The 19,333-nt window shown below is 71.7% G+C and carries 19 protein-coding genes; 10 read left to right on the top strand and 9 right to left on the bottom strand.

Annotated elements, in window-relative coordinates; translation table 11 throughout:
* Positions 1–136: 136 nt before the first annotated feature.
* The 4 genes from ACIPWA_RS13485 to ACIPWA_RS13470 all read right to left on the bottom strand — a co-directional run bounded on the left by ACIPWA_RS13485 (position 137) and on the right by ACIPWA_RS13470 (position 4,259).
* Positions 137–874: a glycerophosphodiester phosphodiesterase gene (locus tag ACIPWA_RS13485; RefSeq protein WP_400290901.1), complete on the bottom strand. Its 738-nt coding sequence runs from the start codon at positions 872–874 to the stop codon at positions 137–139.
* On the bottom strand, positions 871–2,238 hold the full coding sequence (locus ACIPWA_RS13480) for an ABC transporter substrate-binding protein (RefSeq protein WP_400290899.1): 1,368 nt from the start codon (positions 2,236–2,238) through the stop codon (positions 871–873). Before ACIPWA_RS13480 ends, ACIPWA_RS13485 begins: the two co-directional genes overlap by 4 nt.
* A gap of 66 nt (positions 2,239–2,304) precedes the next feature.
* On the bottom strand, positions 2,305–3,300 hold the full coding sequence (locus ACIPWA_RS13475) for a carbohydrate ABC transporter permease (protein ID WP_400290897.1): 996 nt from the start codon (positions 3,298–3,300) through the stop codon (positions 2,305–2,307).
* On the bottom strand, positions 3,297–4,259 hold the full coding sequence (locus tag ACIPWA_RS13470; RefSeq protein WP_400290895.1) for a carbohydrate ABC transporter permease: 963 nt from the start codon (positions 4,257–4,259) through the stop codon (positions 3,297–3,299). The genes ACIPWA_RS13475 and ACIPWA_RS13470 overlap by 4 nt, the downstream gene beginning before the upstream one ends.
* A gap of 596 nt (positions 4,260–4,855) precedes the next feature.
* On the opposite strand from ACIPWA_RS13470, the gene ACIPWA_RS13465 reads away from it, so the two are divergent.
* Both ACIPWA_RS13465 and ACIPWA_RS13460 read left to right on the top strand, forming a co-directional pair.
* A complete protein-coding gene (locus ACIPWA_RS13465; protein ID WP_400290893.1) occupies positions 4,856–5,620 on the top strand; it encodes a hypothetical protein in 765 nt (254 codons plus the stop codon).
* Between the two features lie 153 nt (positions 5,621–5,773).
* Positions 5,774–7,147, top strand: coding sequence for an FAD-dependent oxidoreductase (locus tag ACIPWA_RS13460; protein WP_400290891.1), 1,374 nt, complete (start codon positions 5,774–5,776; stop codon positions 7,145–7,147).
* A gap of 7 nt (positions 7,148–7,154) precedes the next feature.
* Here ACIPWA_RS13460 and ACIPWA_RS13455 read toward each other — a convergent pair whose 3' ends face one another.
* Together ACIPWA_RS13455 and ACIPWA_RS13450 are read right to left on the bottom strand one after the other, a co-directional pair.
* Positions 7,155–7,742, bottom strand: coding sequence for a TIGR03086 family metal-binding protein (locus tag ACIPWA_RS13455; RefSeq protein ID WP_068627225.1), 588 nt, complete (start codon positions 7,740–7,742; stop codon positions 7,155–7,157).
* Entirely contained in the window at positions 7,739–8,173 is a 435-nt protein-coding gene (locus tag ACIPWA_RS13450; protein ID WP_322788309.1) for a VOC family protein, read from the bottom strand. Before ACIPWA_RS13450 ends, ACIPWA_RS13455 begins: the two co-directional genes overlap by 4 nt.
* A gap of 101 nt (positions 8,174–8,274) precedes the next feature.
* Between ACIPWA_RS13450 and ACIPWA_RS13445 the strand changes: the two genes are divergently transcribed.
* From ACIPWA_RS13445 to ACIPWA_RS13435, 3 genes are all read left to right on the top strand, one after another.
* Positions 8,275–9,870: a class I SAM-dependent methyltransferase gene (locus tag ACIPWA_RS13445; RefSeq protein WP_400290888.1), complete on the top strand. Its 1,596-nt coding sequence runs from the start codon at positions 8,275–8,277 to the stop codon at positions 9,868–9,870.
* A gap of 62 nt (positions 9,871–9,932) precedes the next feature.
* Positions 9,933–11,219, top strand: coding sequence for an MFS transporter (locus ACIPWA_RS13440; RefSeq protein ID WP_400291602.1), 1,287 nt, complete (start codon positions 9,933–9,935; stop codon positions 11,217–11,219).
* Positions 11,216–13,033: a glycoside hydrolase family 2 protein gene (locus ACIPWA_RS13435; protein ID WP_400290886.1), complete on the top strand. Its 1,818-nt coding sequence runs from the start codon at positions 11,216–11,218 to the stop codon at positions 13,031–13,033. The genes ACIPWA_RS13440 and ACIPWA_RS13435 overlap by 4 nt, the downstream gene beginning before the upstream one ends.
* A gap of 104 nt (positions 13,034–13,137) precedes the next feature.
* Here the strand turns inward: ACIPWA_RS13435 and ACIPWA_RS13430 are convergent, their stop codons facing one another.
* Positions 13,138–13,836, bottom strand: a complete 699-nt coding sequence (locus tag ACIPWA_RS13430) for a M15 family metallopeptidase (RefSeq protein ID WP_400290883.1) — start codon at positions 13,834–13,836, stop codon at positions 13,138–13,140.
* Positions 13,837–13,971: 135 nt separating this feature from the next.
* On the opposite strand from ACIPWA_RS13430, the gene ACIPWA_RS13425 reads away from it, so the two are divergent.
* The 4 genes from ACIPWA_RS13425 (at position 13,972) to ACIPWA_RS13410 (ending at position 17,213) form a co-directional block, all read left to right on the top strand.
* Positions 13,972–14,646, top strand: a complete 675-nt coding sequence (locus tag ACIPWA_RS13425) for a response regulator transcription factor (RefSeq protein ID WP_400290880.1) — start codon at positions 13,972–13,974, stop codon at positions 14,644–14,646.
* Positions 14,643–15,791 (top strand): sensor histidine kinase, encoded by a 1,149-nt coding sequence (locus ACIPWA_RS13420; protein WP_400290878.1) that lies wholly within the window; start codon positions 14,643–14,645, stop codon positions 15,789–15,791. The genes ACIPWA_RS13425 and ACIPWA_RS13420 overlap by 4 nt, the downstream gene beginning before the upstream one ends.
* A 68-nt stretch (positions 15,792–15,859) precedes the next feature.
* Positions 15,860–16,444: an ASCH domain-containing protein gene (locus tag ACIPWA_RS13415; protein WP_400290876.1), complete on the top strand. Its 585-nt coding sequence runs from the start codon at positions 15,860–15,862 to the stop codon at positions 16,442–16,444.
* A gap of 151 nt (positions 16,445–16,595) precedes the next feature.
* Positions 16,596–17,213: an NAD(P)-dependent oxidoreductase gene (locus ACIPWA_RS13410; RefSeq protein ID WP_400290874.1), complete on the top strand. Its 618-nt coding sequence runs from the start codon at positions 16,596–16,598 to the stop codon at positions 17,211–17,213.
* A 50-nt stretch (positions 17,214–17,263) separates the two neighbouring features.
* On the opposite strand, the gene ACIPWA_RS13405 is transcribed toward ACIPWA_RS13410, so the two are convergent.
* Positions 17,264–17,830 carry a pyridoxamine 5'-phosphate oxidase family protein gene (locus ACIPWA_RS13405; protein ID WP_400290872.1) on the bottom strand — a complete coding sequence of 189 codons (567 nt, stop codon included), beginning with the start codon at positions 17,828–17,830 and terminating at the stop codon, positions 17,264–17,266.
* Between the two features lie 73 nt (positions 17,831–17,903).
* On the bottom strand, positions 17,904–18,887 hold the full coding sequence (locus tag ACIPWA_RS13400; protein ID WP_400290870.1) for a DUF2804 domain-containing protein: 984 nt from the start codon (positions 18,885–18,887) through the stop codon (positions 17,904–17,906).
* 157 nt (positions 18,888–19,044) lie between these two features.
* Between ACIPWA_RS13400 and ACIPWA_RS13395 the strand changes: the two genes are divergently transcribed.
* Positions 19,045–19,278, top strand: coding sequence for a hypothetical protein (locus tag ACIPWA_RS13395; RefSeq protein ID WP_056649136.1), 234 nt, complete (start codon positions 19,045–19,047; stop codon positions 19,276–19,278).
* Positions 19,279–19,333 lie beyond the last annotated feature (55 nt).

The raw sequence follows: 19,333 nt of genomic DNA, 5'->3' as shown, positions 1-19,333 counted from the left end.
GCGGGGGGGTGCGTTTTCCCCCCCCCCCAAAAACTTGCCCGCGTTTTTGTCCGCACTGCCCCCCATTCCGCTGATCCAGGGGCATCTGCTCACTTCTCGGCGGGGCCCCGGCGCAGCGCGTCGGAGCGGCAGCTCGTCAATTCCCGGAGAGCCACCCGCGGAGCCGGTCGGGGCGGTCGGTGATGACCGCGTCGACGCCGACCTCGAGGGCCAGCGCCCACTGCTCGGGCTCGTTCAGGGTCCAGACCATGACCTCGAGCCCCGCGTCGTGCAGCGCGGCGACGAGCCCGGGTTGCTCGAGCAGCACCGTGCCCGCGGGGTTGCAGGTCATGACGCCCAGCTCGGCGCACGTCGCGAGCAGGTCGTCGGAGGATCGCTCGACCAGCAGTCCCCGGCGCAGGTCCGGGGCCACCTTCTGCAGAGAGGCGACGGTCGAGGGCCAGAAGCTCTGACCGATCACGCGGTCGGCGAGACCGGCGCGCAGGAGGGGCTCGGTGACCTTGCGGACGTCGTCGGGCCCCCAGTCGCCCTTGACCTCCAGGAGGAGGTCGATGCCCGGGTGCGTCACGAGGAAGTCCACGACCTCCGCGAAGGTCGGGACCCGCTGCCCCGCGTACGCCGGGGCGAACCACGAGCCCGCGTCGACCGCCCGGACGTCCGCGAGCGGCAGCCCGTCGACGCGCCCGCTCCCGTCGGTCGTGGCGTCGAGCGTGTCGTCGTGGATCACGACGACCTCGCCGTCGGCGGTGAGCTGCACGTCGAGCTCGATGCTGTCGGCTCCCGCACGCCATGCGGCCTCGAACGCCGCGAGCGTGTTCTGCGGGGCGACCGACGAGTTCCCCCGGTGCGCGACGACCTGGAACGCGCCCGTCACAGGTAGGGCTCCACGTTCTCCTGGTACGCCTTCTCGAGGCGCGGCGTGATCGACGCGAACGCCTCGGCCGCGGGCGTGCCCTTGAGCACGATCTGCTCGATCCCGTCCGTGAGGATCTGGTCGCCCGAGGGCACGAACACCCGGACCCAGTCCTGCGAGCGCGACTTCTCGGCGAGCTGGTCGACCGCCGTGCGGAACTGCGGCGTGGCCGCGTAGATGCTGCTCATGGTCTCTCCCTCGACCGCGGACGTGCGCACCGGCATGTACCCGGTGTTCTGGGAGAAGTATGCGGTGTTCTCCGGGTCGGTGAGGAAGGCCAGGAACATCGCTGCGGCCAGCTGCTGCTCGGGTGAGCGGGAGGCCGGGATGGCCAGACCCGTGCCGCCTGTGGGCGTCCCGGAGCCGTTCGGGCCGTCGGGCAGGTAGGCCGTGCCGAGCTCGAACGGCGCGGCCTCGAGGAGGCCCGTGAGGCTGCCCGTGGACCCGATGGTCGACGCGAAGATGCCCGCGGCGAAGTCGGCCCCGGCGTCGGTCCCGACGCCCGCGACCTTCGAGCCGTGGAACAGGTCGTGCAGGAAGTCGCCCGCGGCCAGTGCCTGCGGGGTGTCGAGCGCGACGGTGAACTTGTCGCTGTACTGGCCGCCCTGGCCCCACAGCATGTTCTCGAACCACCACGCGGCCCACGACGTGCCGGTCGCGAGGCCCAGCGGGGCGCCGTCGGCCGGGACCTGGCCGCGCAGGGCGGGGGCCCACTCGGCGAGCTCGGCCCAGGTCTCGGGGCCGCGGTCGGGCAGGCCGGCCTGGGCCCACATGGCCTTGTTGTAGTAGAAGAGCGGGGTCGAGCGCGCGTAGGGCACGGCCCAGTGCGACGACCCGTACTCGTAGTCGCCGTACAGCGTCGGGTTGTAGTCGGCGACGTCGACGTCGAGGTGGGCGAACACGTCGTCGAGCGGCATGACCTGCCCGTTGAGGTAGTAGCGGAACCACCACACGTCGCTCGCGATGACGAGGTCGGGCAGGTTGTTCGACGACGACGCGGCCTGGAAGCGCTGTGCGACCTCGTCGTACCCGGCGCCCGCGGTCACGAGCTTGACCGCGATGTCGGGGTGCTTGGCGTTGAAGCGGCGGATGAGCTCCTCCTCGATCGCCTTGGAGGCGCCGGGGTGGTTGCTCCACCACGTGATCTGCGAGGCGGGCTTGATCTTGGACCAGTCGGTGCCCGCCGAGGCGGACGGTGCGGACGAGCCGCCACCGACGGTCGGTCCCGCGCACGCGGCGAGGGAGAGGGCGAGGGCTCCGAGGCCGCCGAGGCGCAGCACGTCGCGACGCGACGGGGTCCACAGGGCGGGCAGGGGCTGGTTCACGGTGATGCTCCTTGGGGTGGGGAACAGCGACCCGGCAGGTGCCGGGGGGACAGGGGGACCGGCGCGTCAGCCGGTCACGGCTCCGGCGGTGAGCCCGGCGACGAGCCGGCGCTGGAGGAAGAGGAAGACGACCAGGACCGGCAGCGTCACGAGCACGGTCGCGGCCATGAGGACGCCCCAGTTGTTCATGCCGTCGACGCTCTGCAGGAGCGTGAGGCCCACGGGGAGCGTCATCTTCTCGGCGTCGTCGGTCACGAGGAACGGCCAGAGGTAGTCGTTCCACTCCGCGACCACGGACACGAGCGCGACGGCCGCGATCGTGGGGTAGGACAGCGGCACGACGAAGCGCCACAGCTTGCGCCAGTGGCCCGCGCCGTCGAGCTCGGCGGCCTCGAGGATCGAGATCGGCAGCGACAGGAAGTGCTGACGGAACAGGAAGGTCCCGAACGCGCTCGCCAGGCCCGGCACGAGGATGCCCTGGTAGGTGTTGAGCCACCCGAGCTGGGCGACGAGCGTGTAGTTGGGGATGATCGTGATCTGCTGCGGGATGAGCAGCGTGAACAGGACCAGGACGAACACCGCGCGCTTGAACGGGAAGTCCAGGAATACGAGCGCGTACGCGCAGCACAGGCCCAGCAGCAGCTTGAGGGTCGAGCCCACGACCGTCAGGCCCACGCTGTTGAGGAAGAGCTGCCCGACGGGGATGCTCTGCGTCGTCTGGACGTAGTTGGCGAGGTCGAGGTTCTGCGGGAGCCACTGGAGCGGGATCGAGTACAGCTCGTCGGGGCGCTTGAAGCTCGCGAGCACCATCCACACGAGCGGCAGGGCCATGACGACGGTCGCGACCAGGAGGGTCGCGTACGCGCCCAGGTGCAGGGGCCGACGACGGCGCGTGCGCTGCGGAGGTCGGCCTCCGCCTGGGCGGTGGCCCGCACCGACGGGGGCCGGTGGTGCGTCGACGGGGGACCCGGGGGGCTGCGCGCTGGACGCGCCCGAGGCTGCGGTCGAGTGCTGGGCGGGCGCGGGGGCCGGGGACTCTCGCACGGGGTTCTGGACGCTCATGCGTAGTGCACCTTCTTCTCGACGAAGCGCAGCTGGACGACCGTGACGACCAGCAGCAGGAGGAAGAGGATCGTGGCGACGGCCGACGCGTAGCCGGCCCGGCCGGTCACGAAGCCCTCCTCGTAGATCTGGTACATGAGGGTCGTGGTCGAGCCGAGCGGCCCGCCCTTCGTCATGGCCTGGATGATGTCGAACGACTGCAGCGAGCTGAGCAGCGTCGTGACCGTGAGGAAGAAGGTCGTGGGAGCCAGGAGAGGCAGCACGATCGAGCGGAACGTCCTGGCAGAGGACGCGCCGTCGAGGGCCGCGGCCTGCTTGAGCTCGAGCGGGACGGCCTGGAGACCGGCCAGGTAGATGAGGGCGACGTACCCGACGTTCTTCCACAGGTAGACGACGATGATCATGACCAGGGCCCACGGCGAGGTCGTGTACCAGTCGGGGGACTCGAGGCCGATCACTCGCAGCCCGGCCGACAGCAGGCCGTAGCGCGGGTCGAAGATGAACAGCCACAGCATGCCGACCGCGACGCCCGACAGGACGTAGGGAGCGAACGCCACGGTCCGGGCGAACCCGCGCCCCTTGAGGCGCCGGTTCAGCAGGAGGGCGAGGCCCAGGCCCAGGACGAGCGAACCGCCCACGGTCGCGACCGTGAAGACGCCCGTCGTGACCATGACGTCGGCCGTCGTCGGGTCCTGGAACCACTCGACGTAGTTGCCGAGGCCGACCGAGCGGGCCGTCGGGGAGCCCATGTTCCACTGCAGGGTCGAGTAGTAGAAGCTCTGCAGGAGCGGGCGGTAGACGAACACGAGCAGCAGGGCCACGTTGGGCCCCGCGAGCAGCAGGAACGCGAGCCAGGTGCGGACGGCCCGCGGGGTCGGGCGGGAAGGTCGGCGCCGTCCGGGGATCGACGGACGGCGGTCCGGTGGCGCGAGGCGCGCAGGGGCTGACACGGAGGTCATGGGGTGGGGCTCCAGTCACGAGCGGGTGAACGCCCGTCACCCTAGGAGGGCGAAGTGTCCGAGAAGTGGCCTCAGCGGCTCCGTTCCCCGAACGTTCCCGAGGCGTTCATCGACGCCTCGACGCGAGGTCATCGAGGATGCCGTGCGGCCATCTGCGAGCCGTCCGAGGGCGGGTCTCGTGGCTCGTGACCCGTGGCCTGTGGCTCGTGCGCTGCGCGAGGACGCTCCCGCGCGGCCGGACGGGGAACTCTTGTCGGAGTGTGTTCGCTGAGCGGGAACTGGTCCCGTTTGGCGAACGTGGATCCCGCTCAGCCGAGCCTGCTCCGCAGCTGTACCTGTTCCCGCAGCCGACCTGCTCCCCACCGGCACGGCGTCGACATGCCGCACGCCACCGCACCTCGGTGGGAGAGCGCGCCGAGCGCGCTGCGGCCACCTAGCATGGGCGGTCCGACGGGACTGGCGGGCCCAGCAGTACCGGCAGGAACAGCAGTACTGGCAGGACCGGCAGGAACAGCAGGACCGGCAGGAACAGCAGGACCGGCAAGAACAGCAGGACCGGCACGGACAGACAAGCCGGCCCGACGACGAGGTGAGCGATGACCCACGAAACACAGGACCTGCGGAACATCAGCGTGACGCGCGGTATCGGCTTCACGGTCGCGCTGTTCGTCCGTGACCGTCTCGCGCTCCCTGTCGCGGACGACGTCCCGGCCCTCGTTCCCCGCGTCACGGTCGAGGCCTTGCCGCGCGACGAGGCCGCGGCGCTCGCGGCCGAGTGGCGCGGATGGTGGGAGCGGCTGGCCGAAGCGCCCACGGGCCGTGCCGTCCGTCCGGCCTCGGAGCGGCTGGCCATGGTGTTCGACGCCGTCGTGGACGAGGCACGGGCGTGGGAGGAGCAGATGGCGCGACCGAGCTTCTTCCTCTCGGAGGCCGATCTTCCCCCTGGCTACGTCCCGGAGCCGATCGGCGACCCGGACGTCCCGGTGGTCTACGACGTCGAGCTCGTTCCCGTGGGTGGTGCGTGGCACCGGGACCTCGGCCCGCACCGGCTGCTCGTGAGCGTCGGCACTTGGGAGGACCCAGCGGCGATGGACGCGCTCCTGAGACCGCGGATCGAGCGACTGCAGAGCCGGGCGCTCCCGATCCCCCACGTGGCGCCACAGACCTGGCACATGACGGTCGACGGGCAGGTGTTCACGGTCGAGGACCGACCCCACGAGCCCGGGAGGTACGACTTCCACTGGGAGAACGGGCCGATCGAGGGCTACGGGTTCTCGATCGGGACCTCGACGCGCGAGCCGCTGAGCGAGGACGCCCTGCGCCGAGAGATCCAGGGCTTCGTCGAGGACTACGAACCCTGACGGTCCGCCGTCGCGCCCACCCGAGACCTCCCCGCCGCCTCCACCGTGCACCTTGACCTCAACCCTGGTTGAGGACGTACCGTCGAACGGTGCGGCCGCCGACCCCGGCGCGGACCGCCCCTCTCCCTCCTCGATCGGAAGGCGTTCTTTCCTGTGAGCAGCTCCCGTCCTTTGCGCGTCGCTATCGTCGGCGCTGGTCCTGCTGGTATCTATGCGGCGGACATTCTGTCGAAGACGGATGTCGAGGTGAGTATCGATCTGTTCGAGCGTCTGCCCGTGCCTTTTGGGTTGGTGCGGTATGGGGTGGCTCCGGATCATCCGCGGATCAAGCAGATCATCGTGGCGTTGCACAAGGTGTTGGCGCGTGGTGATGTGCGGTTGTTGGCGAACGTGGATTATGGGGTGGATCTGAAGCTGGACGATCTGCGGCAGTTCTACGACGCGGTGATCTTCTCGACGGGGTCGATCCGGGATGCGGCGTTGCCTATCGAGGGGATCGATCTGCCGGGGTCGTTCGGTGCTGCTGATTTCGTGTCGTGGTACGACGGGCATCCGGACGTGCCGCGGACGTGGCCGTTGGAGGCGCGTGAGGTCGCGGTGCTGGGGGCGGGGAACGTGGCGTTGGACGTGGCGCGGATCTTGGCCAAGCATGCGGATGATCTGCTGCCCACGGAGATCCCGGACAACGTGTATGCGGGGTTGAAGGCGTCGCCGGTCACGGATGTGCACGTGTTCGCGCGTCGTGGTCCGGCGCAGGCGAAGTTCTCGCCGTTGGAGCTGCGTGAGCTGGGTCATGTGCCGGACGTGGACGTGATCGTGTATCCGGAGGACTTCGAGTTCGACGAGGGGTCGATGGCGGCGATCAATTCGTCGAACCAGACGAAGCAGGTCGTCAAGACGTTGACGGACTGGACGCTGAAGGACCCGAGCGGGTTCACGGCCTCGCGCCGGTTGCACCTGCACTTCTTGAAGGCGCCGGTCGCGGTGCTGGGGCAGGAGCGGGTCGAGGGGTTGCGCACCGAGCGCACGGTGCTCAACGGTGACGGGACGGTCAGTGGGACGGGGGAGTTCCAGGACTGGCCGGTGCAGGCGGTCTATCGTGCGGTGGGGTATTTCGGGTCGCCGTTGCCCGAGGTGCCGTTCGACGAGCTCAAGGGTGTCATTCCCAACCGTGAGGGTCGGGTGATCGACATCGATGGTGAGCAGGTCCCGGGGGTCTATGCCACGGGCTGGATCAAGCGCGGCCCGGTCGGGTTGATCGGGCACACCAAGTCCGACGCCTCGGAGACCGTCCGCCACCTCGTCGAGGACCTCGCCGACTCGCGCACGGCCACCCAGCCGGACCCGGACGCGGTCGTCGAGTTCCTGACCGAGCGGGGCGTGCACCTGGTCCAGTGGTCCGACTGGGAGGTCCTGGACGCCTACGAGCGCGCGCAGGGCGAGCCGCACGGCCGTGAGCGCATCAAGGTCGTGCCGCGCGAGGACATGATCCGCATCGCACGCCGCGAGGACGACGCCACGGCCTGAGGCCGGCTCAGCCCCGGCGACCCGCGAGTGCGAGCAGCCTCGTGAGCTCGGGCGCGTCGTCGGGCACGGGGACGGGGCCCGCGAACAGGCGGCTCGCCGCGAACATGCCCTTGCGGCGCTGGGCGTAGCCCAGCACGAACGACACGAGCTGGGGGCCCAGGTCCGCGTCGACGCCCAGTCCCTGGGCCAGGTCCCATGCGTGGACCGTGAGGTCGAACGTCATCTGGTGCGCGTACTCGGTCGCCGGGGCGTCGCCGTACGACAGGTGCACCACGCGGTCCAGGGCGCCGGGGGCGAGGAACGCCTCGCGCGACTGCGTCGAGGCGTCGATCCACGCGTCGATCGGGTCGTCGCCCAGGACGTCGCCGTCGAAGACCGGGCCCACGTCCGCGACCGTCCGGCCCGCGAGCAGCTCGGGCGCCCAGAGCTGCTCCGAGACCAGGTGGTTGACGAGGTCGCGGACGGTCCAGTCGTCGTCGGGCGTGGGCAGCTCCCACTGGTCGTCCTGGACCCGCCGGACCAGGTGGTCGAACGCCCCGATCGCGTCGCCGTGCGCCGCCAGGAGGTGCTCGTGCGACGCCACCGCGGTGCTCACGGGTTGCTCAGGATCGCCAGGACGTTGCGCGCCGGGTCCTTGAACCAGGCGATCGCCGGGCCCTCCGGACCACGCGCGATGCCCTTGGCGTCCTGGTCGAACCCCACGTAGCGCTCGAACTCCACGCCCTTGGCGACGAGCTCGTCGACCGCGGCGTCGACGTCGTCGACCCCGAAGTTCAGGACCGTGAACGACGCCGCGACGTGGTTCGTCTTGGGATAGACGAACACGTGCCCGCCCGAGCCCAGGTGCAGGTCCAGGCCCATGGGCGTCTGGTCGACCTCGACCCCCACGACGTCCGCGTAGAACGCCCGCGCGGCGTCCAGGTCGTTCACCGAGAAGCTGCTGAATGCGTTCGTCGTCGAGACCATCGGGTGCTCCTTGTCCAGGTCGTGCGCAGCGGGGGAGGCGTCGTCGGCGCCTCTTTCCACGATGGCACGGAACGGGGACGCTGACGAGGGGAGCGGGTGGTCGGGTCCGGCGGGGCACGCTCCGCTTGCCCCGCACCCCCCTCTCGCGCGAAGGTACCCGGGTGCCCCACGACCAGCTGATCCGTCATGTCCTGTTCCCGGGGCGCCACCACCTCGTGACCCGCTTCCAGGTGGACTACCTCCGGGCGTTGCGGGCGGGTCTCGTCAGCGACCTCGACGGCGAGCGCGTCCGGTGCTCGCCCGACGCCGTGGTCGTGTGGGCCGTGACGTCCGCGAACCACGCGGGCACGCGCCGCAACCCGGTGCCGGGTCACCGGCGTGAGGCGCTCATCGAGCACGTCACGGCGGTCGAGCACCTGCCGAGCCTCGTCGTGCCGGTCCCGGACGTGGCCCCGCACGCGCGCTTCGCGCACCTCGTCACGACCACGGTCCAGACCGCGACGGGGCACACCGTGACGCTCGACCCTCGCGAGACGGTCGTGGCCTGCTCGACCCCCGCGGTCATCGCGGCCTACCAGGAGCTCGGCTACCGGGTCGTGGGCGTCGAGCTCGACGCGACCGACGCGCTGGGTGACGTGCCTGCCCGCCCGTGGGACGCCGTCGGGCGCCTCGCCGCGGGTGACCCGACGTGGACCGACGTCGCCCACCCGGCCGTGCCGGGCTTCTTCCGGCGCTACGGCCTCGAGGCGCAGATCGTCCAGGTCTTCGCCGACCCCGTCGTCTCGGGCGACGGCGACCTGACCGCGACCCGCGACTACCGGACGTACGCCGCGGCGTTCGAGGACGCCTCGCGCCGCAAGTGGGAGCAGGTGCGCCCGTACGTGCTCCCGGGGCGGATCGTCGACATCGGGTGCGCGACGGGCGGCCTGCTCGAGCTGGTCGCGGCCGAGCCGCGCCTGCACGAGTCGGACCTGTTCGGCGTCGACGTCGCGCGCCACCTCGTGGCCGAGGCCGAGCACAAGAAGACGCAGGGCGTGTTCGCGAACCCGAACGTGTGGTTCGTGCAGGCCAACATCCTGCGCGGTGAGGTCATGCCCGAGCGCAGCGTCGACACGACCGTCACGATCGCGCTCACGCACGAGATCTCCTCGTACGGCGACGGCGTGCCCGACGTCGAGCGGTTCGCTCGCCGCGTGCTTGCCCACACCCGCCCGGGCGGGGTGTGGATCAACAGCGACGTGTGCGGTCCCGCGGACGGCGACCGCCCGGTGCACCTCACGCTCCGCGACGACGACGGCACGCGCCCGGGCGTCGTGACGGACCTCGACGCGTGGGCGCGGCCCGACGTCGCCGCGCACGTCCGCGGGCTGTCGACGGCCTCGCGGATGCGCCAGTTCGCGCACGACTTCCCCCGCCTGTCGGGTGCGTCGTTCACGGTCGAGGAGGTCCTGCCCGGGACGTTCCGCCTCACGCTGCGCGACGCCATGGAGTTCCTCACGACCAAGGACTACGCCGACAACTGGCTGTCCGAGTGCCACGAGCGGTTCTGCGACCTGGACGGCGACGCGTGGACCGGGCTGCTGACGGGCGCGGGCTTCGAGCTGGGGCCCGAGAGCGGGGCGTGGCGCAACGAGTGGCTCGTCGAGCACTCGTTCGCGCCCGTGGCGTCGTTGACCGACGCCACGACGGGCGAGCACGTCGAGTGGCCCGACACTCACGTGCTGACGGTCGCGCGCCGACCGGTGCTCGGGGCGTAGGGACGCTCGACCCGTCGATCGGCATGCGGCCCCGCGAGGAGGACTACGATCCGTGCGTGGCAATGACGCGCACCGGGGCCCTGGGGGCCCGCACCTGGACGTCCCTCGTCCTCCTCGGCTTCGTCGGGCAGCTCGCCTGGACCGTCGAGAACATGTACCTCAACGTGTTCGTCTACGACACCATCACGGACGACCCGAACGTCATCGCGACCATGGTCGCCGTGAGTGCGGTCGCCGCGACCCTCGCGACGCTCCTGGTCGGCGCGCTCTCCGACAGGGTCGGACGCCGCCGCGTGTTCATCGCGGCCGGATACGTCCTGTGGGGCATCACGACGGCCGCGTTCGGGTTCCTGAGCCCCGACACGGTCTCGGGGCTGGTCCCGGCGGCGAACGCCGTGGTCGTGGCGGCGGTCGCGGTCGTCGCGCTCGACGCGGTCATGTCGTTGTTCGGCTCGGGGGCCAACGACGCGGCGTTCCAGGCCTGGGTGACCGACTCGACCGAGCCGGCGAACCGGGGCCGAGTCGAGTCGGTGCTCGCGGTCATGCCGCTGCTGTCGATGCTCGTAGTGTTCGGGGCGTTCGACGGCATGACGCGAGCCGGGCAGTGGCGAGGGTTCTTCGTCCTCGTGGGGGCGATCATCGTGGTCGTGGGGGTCGTGTCGTGGTTCCTCGTCCGGGACCGCGAGCTCACGGTCCGCCAGGAGGACGGGTACCTGCGCTCGGTGGTCCACGGCCTGCGGCCCTCGGCGGTCCGCGAGAACCCGGGCCTGTACCTCGCGCTGTCGGCGTGGACGATCTGGGGGATCTCGACCCAGGTGTTCCTGCCGTACCTGATCATCTACCTCCAGCGGTACCTGCGGATCGACGGGTACGCGATCGTCCTGGCCGTGGTGCTGCTCGGCGCCTCGGTCGTGAGCGTGATCGGCGGGCGGATCGTCGACCGGGTCGGCAAGGTCCGCTTCCTCCTGCCTGCGGTCGCGGTCTACGGGACGGGACTGGTCCTCATGGCGTTCGCGCGAGGCATGGTGCCCGCGATCCTGGCCGGGCTCGTCATGATGTCGGGGTTCATGCTCGTCCTCACCCCGGTCGGGGCGCTGGTCCGCGACTACTCGCCCCCGGACCGGGCGGGCCACGTCCAGGGGCTGCGCATGGTCTTCGCGATCCTCGTCCCCATGCTGGTCGGGCCCTTCATCGGAGCGGCCGTGATCCGAGGGGCCGCCGAGACCTACTCCGAGCTCGGGGTCGTCAAGCAGGTCCCGAGCCCCCTGATCTTCGTCGCGGCCGCCGTCGTGCTACTCCTGATCCTCGTCCCCGTCACGCTTCTCCGTCGCAAGGAACCCGCTGCATGAGCATCCTCCGGCCCACTCGGTGGGCCGCCGCCCTCGATCGGCACGCCCCCCTGCCCGAGTACCCCCGTCCTCAGCTCGTGCGCGACAGCTACCTCAACCTCAACGGGGTGTGGGACTACGCGTTCACCGGGCAGGCGGCCGGCCCCGAGGGGTCGCTGGGCGGTGCGGCCCCCCAGGTGTTCGACGGCGAGATCGTCGTGCCGTTCTCGCCCGAGTCGGTGCTGTCGGGCGTGGGGCGCCAGCTCCAGCCGTACGAGGCGCTCTGGTACCGGCGCACGGTCGCGCTCCCCGAGGGCTTCGTCCCGTGCGACGGGCGGGTCCTCCTGCACTTCGGGGCGGTCGACCAGTCGTGCCGCGTCCTGGTCGACGGCGTCGAGGTGGGCCGTCACACGGGCGGGTTCCTGCCGTTCGCGTGCGACGTCACGGAGGCGTTCGCCGGATCCCTCGGCGAGCCGCACGAGCTGCTCGTCGAGGTCACCGACGTGAGCGACATGGGCTACCACGCGCGCGGCAAGCAGAAGCTCGACCGCGGCGGCATCTGGTACACCGCGCAGTCGGGCATCTGGCAGACCGTTTGGGTCGAGGCCGTCCCGGCGCTGCACGTCGACCGGCTCGTGCTCGTCCCGGACCTCCCGGGCGGCTGCCTCGAGGTGACCGTGCACGCGGGCGGGATGCCCGCGGGGGCGAGCGGCGCCGTCGGGCCGGACGCGCCCGTGGCGCGCATCCAGGTGCACGACGGCGGAGCGCTCGTCGCGCAGGTCGACGCACCCGTGGGGACCCTCGCCCGCGTGCCGATCCCGGACGCCCGCCCGTGGACCCCCGAGGACCCGCACCTGTACGACGTGCGCGTGACGCTCGGCGACGACCAGGTGCGCAGCTACGCCGGCATGCGGTCGTTCGGAGTCGGGCGGGACGAGCGGGCCGTGCCGCGCCTGCTGCTCAACGGCGAGCCCTACTTCCACGCGGGCGTCCTGGACCAGGGGTACTGGTCGGACGGGCTGCTCACGGCACCGTCGGACGAGGCCATGGTCCACGACATCGCGACCATGAAGGACCTCGGGTTCACGATGCTGCGCAAGCACATCAAGATCGAGCCGCTGCGCTGGTACTACCACTGCGACCGGCTCGGGATCCTCGTGTGGCAGGACATGGTCAACGGGGGCGAGCGGTACCGGTCGACGGTCATCACGGCGCCGGTGGCCGTGCCTCTCCGGATCAGCGACCGGTTCTACGGTCTGTTCGGACGGGCCGACGTGGAGGGGCGCGGGGAGTTCCTCCGCGAGGTCGACGCGACGGTCGAGCACCTGCGCAGCGTCGTGAGCCTGGCGGTCTGGGTGCCGTTCAACGAGGGCTGGGGACAGTTCGACGCCGCACGCGTCGCTGCCCGCGTCCGTGCGCTCGACCCGACACGGACGGTCGACCACGCGAGCGGCTGGCACGACCAGCGTGCCGGCGACCTCCGGAGCCTCCACGTGTACTTCAAGCCGTTCCGGGTCCCGCGGCGGCGTGACCGGCGGGTGCTCGTGCTCTCGGAGTACGGGGGCTACAACCTGCGCCTCGAGGGCCGCGACTTCAGCGAGAAGGACTTCGGCTACAAGAAGCTCGACGACGCCGCGGCGCTCGGGGAGGCGTTCGAGGCGCTGCACCGCGACCAGATCGTGCCCGCGATCTCGCGAGGGCTCTCCGCGACGGTCTACACCCAGCTCTCGGACGTCGAGGACGAGCTCAACGGGTTGCTGACCTACGACCGCGAGGTCGCGAAGCTCCCGGCCGACCTGGTGCGGTCGGTCAACGCCGAGCTGCGGCTGGGCTGAACCCGGTCAGCCGAGCCACACGACGACGGCGTAGCCCGTCGGCGGCCGCGTAGGGCACGGTGGGTCGCCGTGCGCGCACGTCCCGGGGCGAGCACTGCTGACGGTCAGCCGGCGGCATCCGGGAGCGGCTGCGTGCAGGTGCCGCCCGGCGTCGTGGCCAGCTCGAAGTGCCACATCTCGTTGGCGTACGTCTGGCACAGCCCGTACCGCGCGCCCTTGCGGATCGTCCAGTCCGCGCCGTCGGTCGGTCCGATGTCGACCGCCCGTCCCTGCACGTGCTCGGACGCCTCAGGGGTACTGACGAACTTGCGGGCCTCGGCGAGCGAGCCGTACCGGTCGACCGCACGGTCGAGGAGACTCTGCTGGTAGGCGGTGCTGCGCCACCCGGACGTGACCCAGAAGTCGACGCCCGCCGCCTGCGCGTCGCGTGCCGCGGACTGGAGTGCCGCGCGCAGGTCGTCGTCGAGTCCCGCGATCGCGGGGTGCTGGTCGTCGAACGGGTCGATCGTGTCGTCCTCCTGGCGCGGGTCGTCCTCGGCGGGGAGGTCCGGCGCGACGCCTGCCCCGGGGCCGGCGTCCTCGGTGCCGAGCGTGTCGGCGACGAGCGAGCGCAGGCCGCGGTCGGCGTCGGGCAGGGAGGCCCACGCGAGCGCCGCCACCACGGCGAGGACCGCGACGGCCGTGGCGAGGACGGCGGTGCGGCGCCTGCGGGCGCTCGGGCGGGGAGGTCGGCGCGGACCGTCCGGTGCCGGCGCGGGGGCGGGCACCGGGGCGAACGAGGGCGGTGGGGTACGCGTGTCCATGACCACCACTGCACCCGTCGGCATGTTGTCCCGGCGTCTCGCTTTTCGCAGACGTTCTCGATACACCCCGCTTCCTAGACTGGCGGGGGAGGCCCGCCGTCGGAGGGGTCGGGCCGACGAGCGGGTGGAGGATCGATGCGGGTGCTGGTCGTCGAGGACGAGCCGTTCCTGGCCGAGGCCGTGCAGACCGGGCTGCGGCGCGAGGCCGTCGCTGCCGACGTCGCGCTCGACGGGGAGGTGGCCCTCGAGAGGCTCAGCCACACCGCGTACGACGTCGTGGTGCTCGACCGTGACCTGCCTGGGGTGCACGGCGACGACGTCTGCCGGTCGATCGTGGCCCGAGGCCTGGCGCCCCGGGTCCTCATGCTCACCGCGGCGGGCACGCTCGACGACAAGACCCGAGGCTTCGGGATCGGCGCCGACGACTACCTGACCAAGCCGTTCCTGCTGCCCGAGCTGATCCTGCGCGTACGGGCCCTGGGACGCCGCCCGGCCCCGCTCCCACCCGTGCTGGAGGCCGCCGGGGTGCGGCTCGACCCGTTCCGCCGGGAGGTCTACCGGGACGGCGAGCACGTGCGCCTGAGCCGCAAGCAGTTCGCGGTGCTGGAGGTCCTGCTGGCAGCCGACGGCGGCGTGGTGAGCGCCGAGGACCTGCTCGAACGTGCGTGGGACGCGAACGCCGACCCGTTCACCAACGCCGTCCGGGTGACCGTCTCGACGCTCCGCAAGCGCCTGGGCGATCCCTGGGTCGTGCACACGGTGCCGGGCGTGGGCTACCGCGTCGGTGCGCCGAGCGGCGAGGCGTCGTGAGGGTCCTGCGCCAGACGGCCCGGCTCCGCCTGACGCTGAGCTATGTGGCCTTCCTGCTCGCCGCGGGGCTCGTGATGTCCGTCATCGTCTACGCCGTCATGCGGTTCGTCCCGAACTACCCGCTCACGGCGGCGAACCCGTCGGACGCCCACCTCTTCATCGCGTCGCGGGGCCAGATCCTCGACTCGCTGATCCAGGCCTGCGCCGTGGCCATGGGCGTGCTCGCCGTCGTCGGGACGGTGGGTGGGTGGCTCGTGGCCGGGCGGGTGCTGCGTCCGCTCGCGGACCTCAACACCGCCGCGCGGGCCGCGGCGTCGGGCGACCTGTCGCACCGCATCTCGGCCCGGGACACCCGGCGCGGACGGGACGAGTTCACGGACCTGGCCGACACGTTCGACACCATGCTCGAACGCCTCGAACGGTCCTTCGCCGCGCAGCAGCGGTTCGCGGCCAACGCGTCGCACGAGCTGCGGACACCGCTCGCGGTGACCCAGACCATGCTCGACGTCGCGCGCAAGGAGCCTGACGCCGTCGACCTGCCGCGCCTGCTCGAACGCCTCGACGTGACCAACCGACGAGCCACGGACCTCGTCGCGGCCCTCTTGCAGCTCGCGGCCCTCGACAGGTCGCCGATCGTCCGAGCGCCGTTCGACCTCGACGTCGTCGTCGAGGACGCGGTCGACGACGTCGCGCGCGAGGCCACCGAGCGGGGCGTGCGCGTCGAGGTGGACGTCTCGCCCGCCGTCGTGCCGGGCGACGAGATCCTCCTCGCTCGCGTGGTCGACAACCTGCTGCGCAACGCGGTCCGGCACAACCTGCCCCAGGACGGGTGGGCCCGCATCACGCTCGTCGACGCGGGGCTCGTCGTCCTGACCGTCGAGAACAGCGGCCGCGTCCTGACCGACGACGACCTCAGGATCGCCCTGGAGCCGTTCGCCCGCCAGGTCGGTTCCGTCGCGAGGACCCGCGACGACGTGGTGACCGACCGCAGCAGCAACGGCCTGGGGCTCGCGATCATCTCCCGCATCGTCGAGCTGCACGGCGGGAGCCTGAGCCTGACGCCTCGTCCCGGCGGGGGAGTCAGCGCGCGGGTCGTGATCCCTCGCGGGACGCGGCCGGTCGCCGCGGTCCGCACCGCCTCCTGAGGCGGCATACGGGCGGCCCGGTGGACCTGTGCCCTGCACGCCGCGGCCCGTCTTCGTACCCTGGAGGCATGCTGCTGACCCGGCAGACGCTCAGCGGGCTCGAGGACGGCACGGTGTCCCTCGCGTACCGCCGCTGGCTCGCGCCGCGCGTGCGCGCGGGCGGGCGGATGAGGACGCGGATCGGGGTCGTGGAGGTCACGTCGATCGACCGGGTCCCGGAGGTGGGCGGGATCCCCGTCCTGCCCGACGACGACGCGCGCGCCGCCGGGTTCCGCTCGGCCGAGGCGGCGCTCGCCTGGGTCGCCGCGAAGGGCGAGGGCGACCTGTACCGGATCGGTCTGCGGCGCGTGGGGGAGGACCCGCGCATCGCGCTGCGCCAGGAGGCCGACCTGTCGGCCGAGGAGGTCGAGGGGCTGCGCACACGGCTCGCGCGCATGGACCGTGCGGCGCCCGAGCCGTGGACCCGGTCCTACCTGGAGCTGATCGTCGCGCAGCCCGAGGTCGTGGCGCGCGAGCTCGCGGCGTCGATCGGCGTCGAGCGCGACTACTTCAAGGTCCGGGTCCGGCGCCTCAAGGAGCTCGGGCTCACCGAGAGCCTGCCCGTGGGGTACCGCATCTCGCCGCGCGGGCGGGCGTACCTCGACGCGACGTGACGGTGCGCCCCGATGCTCTCGTCCCTGCGGGGCGCGTCCACCGGGCGGTCGCACCAGGCCGGGACGAGTGCCCGAGCACCCGCCGGGCTCCACCTGCACGGAGATACACTTCCGCGGACAGCAGGGTGCACCGCGACGAGATGAGAAGTCCATGAAGATCGTCATCGTCGGTGGATCGAGGGGCACGGGGGCCCGCCTGGCTTTGCTCGCACAGGGAGAAGGACACGAGGTCACGGTCCTGTCGCGGAGCGGCAGCACCGTTGCCTCGGGGGTCGAGACCCTGACGGGGGACGCCACCGATCCAGAGGTGGCAGCCCGAGCGGTCGCCGGGGCGGACGCCGTCGTGGTGACCGTGGGCGGCGCCAAGGGGACCTCTCGTCAACGGTCTGCGGTCACGCGGGTCGTCGTGGCGGCGATGCAGGAAGCGGGAGTGCGCCGGCTCGTCGTGCAGTCCTCCTTGGGGGCAGGTGGCTCGGCAGCGCAGATGCCCGCACTCGTCCGGGTCCTGACGCGGGTCGTCCTTGCCTCGGCGCTGGCCGACCACGACGAGCAGGAGTCGGTCGTCGTGCGTTCGGATCTCGACTGGACGATCGTCAGACCGGCCGGCCTGACGAACGGCCGGACAACCGGTGACTGGACGGCGCGGGAGCTGACCGAGGGCGCCAAGGGATTCGGGTCCATCCCCCGCGGCGACCTCGCCGCCTGCCTGCTCCGCGTCCTGGAGGACGACTCGACCGTCGGCAGGGCGCTCGGGGTCAGCAACCGCTGAACCCTGGACCCGGGGACGTGCGTCACCGGGCGCTCCAGCGTCCGGTGTGCTCAGGACACGGGCGAGATGTCCACCCCGGGCAGCCCGTCGATGCTCGTCGCGTTCTTCTTGTGCCAGTACGCGTCGAAGTACTCCGGGTCTCGCCGGTCGTGGGCGCGGTCCAGGAGGTCGCGGTCGCCGACGAAGTCCATGAACGGCACCGAGTACCCGCACGAGTCCGAGACCCGGTCCACCTCGACCACGACGATGCCGCGCTGCCCGGACTCGCGCTCCTTGGCGAACAGCGGGCGCAGCTCGTCGAACTCGGGCGTCCGGGCGAGGACGTAGCGGCCCCGCCCGTGGAAGCGCACGATGTTCGGCGGTCCCTCGAACGCGCAGAACATGACGACGATGCGTCCGTTCTCCTGCAGGTGCGCCGCGGCCTCGGCGCCCGAGCCCGTGTAGTCGAGGTATGCGACCCGGTGCGGGTCGAGCACCACGAACGTGCCCCCCATGCCCTTGGGCGAGACGTTGACGTGCCCGTCACCCGCAAGAGGGGCCGTGCCCACGAAGAACACGGGCTGGGACAGCACGAAGCGGGAGAGCCGGGGAGTGATCTCGTCGTGGACGGTCGCCATGACGAGAGTCTGGCACCCGGGTGCGCGACGCCCGGGTGACGTCCACGCCTCGAGGTGAGCGGCGCCGTCGGGCCTACCAGCGCTGCTGGGCCTCCTCCGCCCAGCCGACCAGACCCCCCAGGTCCACCCACACGCCCTCGTCGGTGCGCGCGTGGCCCGACCACGTACCGAAGCACTGGTGCGTCTCGGTGCCCACGACGACCATCTCCGTGCGCGCGACCTTCTCGTGGAAGGGGGTGAACACGGCCTCGACCCCGTCGCCCGAGATGTGCCACGGGGCGAGCCAGTCCTCGCGGTCGTACTGCCAGTCGAGCTTCTGGCCGATCTTGTGGAGCCGACCGTCCACGAGCAGGGCGTTCTCGGTCGAGCCCGTGCCGTCCGTCCACTTGTCGCCGAGCTGGATGCCGCGTCCGTGCGCGCTGCCGGCTGCCCAGTTCCAGGTCATCGCGTAGGGCCAGCGGCCGCGGCCGTGGTCGAGCACCGCGAACGAGTCGTCGGCACTGACCTCGTGCCGGGTGCCGTGGACCGTGAGCGAGCCGGAGACGGGCCGGGCCACGTCCTTGACCGTGTACTGGAACAGGCGGTCGCTCCACGGGACGACGACCCCCAACGACTCGTGCCCCGGCGGGAGCGGGATCGACAGGTCGAGGCTCACGTCGTGGGACGCGGCACGGATCCGCGTGCCGCCCGGATCCTGGTCGATCACGATCGCGAGCCTCTTCGCGCGGGCCTCGGCGCGGCCCGCGCCGCTGGTCTCCGGCATCACGACGCCACGGGCCAGGGGCACGACGACGTCCGTCGCGGTCTCCTGGCCCGTCGCCCGGTCGAGGACGTACAGGCCGTGGACCCCCGCGTAGTCGATCGACGACGCGACGACGCCGATCACGTGCGTGGGCGTCACGACGCCCCAGTACTCCCACCGCTTGGTCCGTCCCCAGCCGCGCAGGTTCGCGCGGTGCAGCGGGGTGCGCGTCCACCCGACCGCGTCGGGGTTCAGGCGCCCGTCCGGCAGGCACAGGTCGACCGGGGCGGTGATCTCGCGCTCGTGCGTCGTCATGTCAGGAGGCTACTGGTCGGTAGGGGGTCGGTGTGCCGCGGGTTCCTGCGGACGACACTGCAACGTTCGGTGTTCGCAACACGGACGAAACGAGGGAGTCCGAGCATAGGGGAGCAAGGCCCCGGCGACGGGGCTGCGACGACTGGAGGACGAACCCGTGACCACACAACGCCCCTACTTCCTCGCCCCGACCAGCCCGCACCGGAGCAACCGCGCGACGCGCTCGGCCGGAGCCAACGGACGGATGCCCCGCGTCGTCGAGTCAGCGGAGGCCGGCGGGAAGCCCGTCCGTCGCGCCAACCCCGGTGACGAGCGCACGATCGACCCTGCGGACCGCAAGCGGCGTGCACGTGCTGCGCTCGGCGACCTGACGCGCGGCCTGGGGATCTGACCTCGCCCAGCTGGTGACGGCAGGTGTCAACGGGGACACCGCTGCGCGTCCGGGC

Source organism: Oerskovia enterophila (assembly GCF_044748475.1).
GTDB classification, from domain to species: Bacteria; Actinomycetota; Actinomycetes; order Actinomycetales; family Cellulomonadaceae; genus Oerskovia; species Oerskovia enterophila.
The sequence above is the reverse complement of the archived record's forward strand: the minus strand, read 5'-3'. Positions and strand labels throughout refer to the sequence as shown.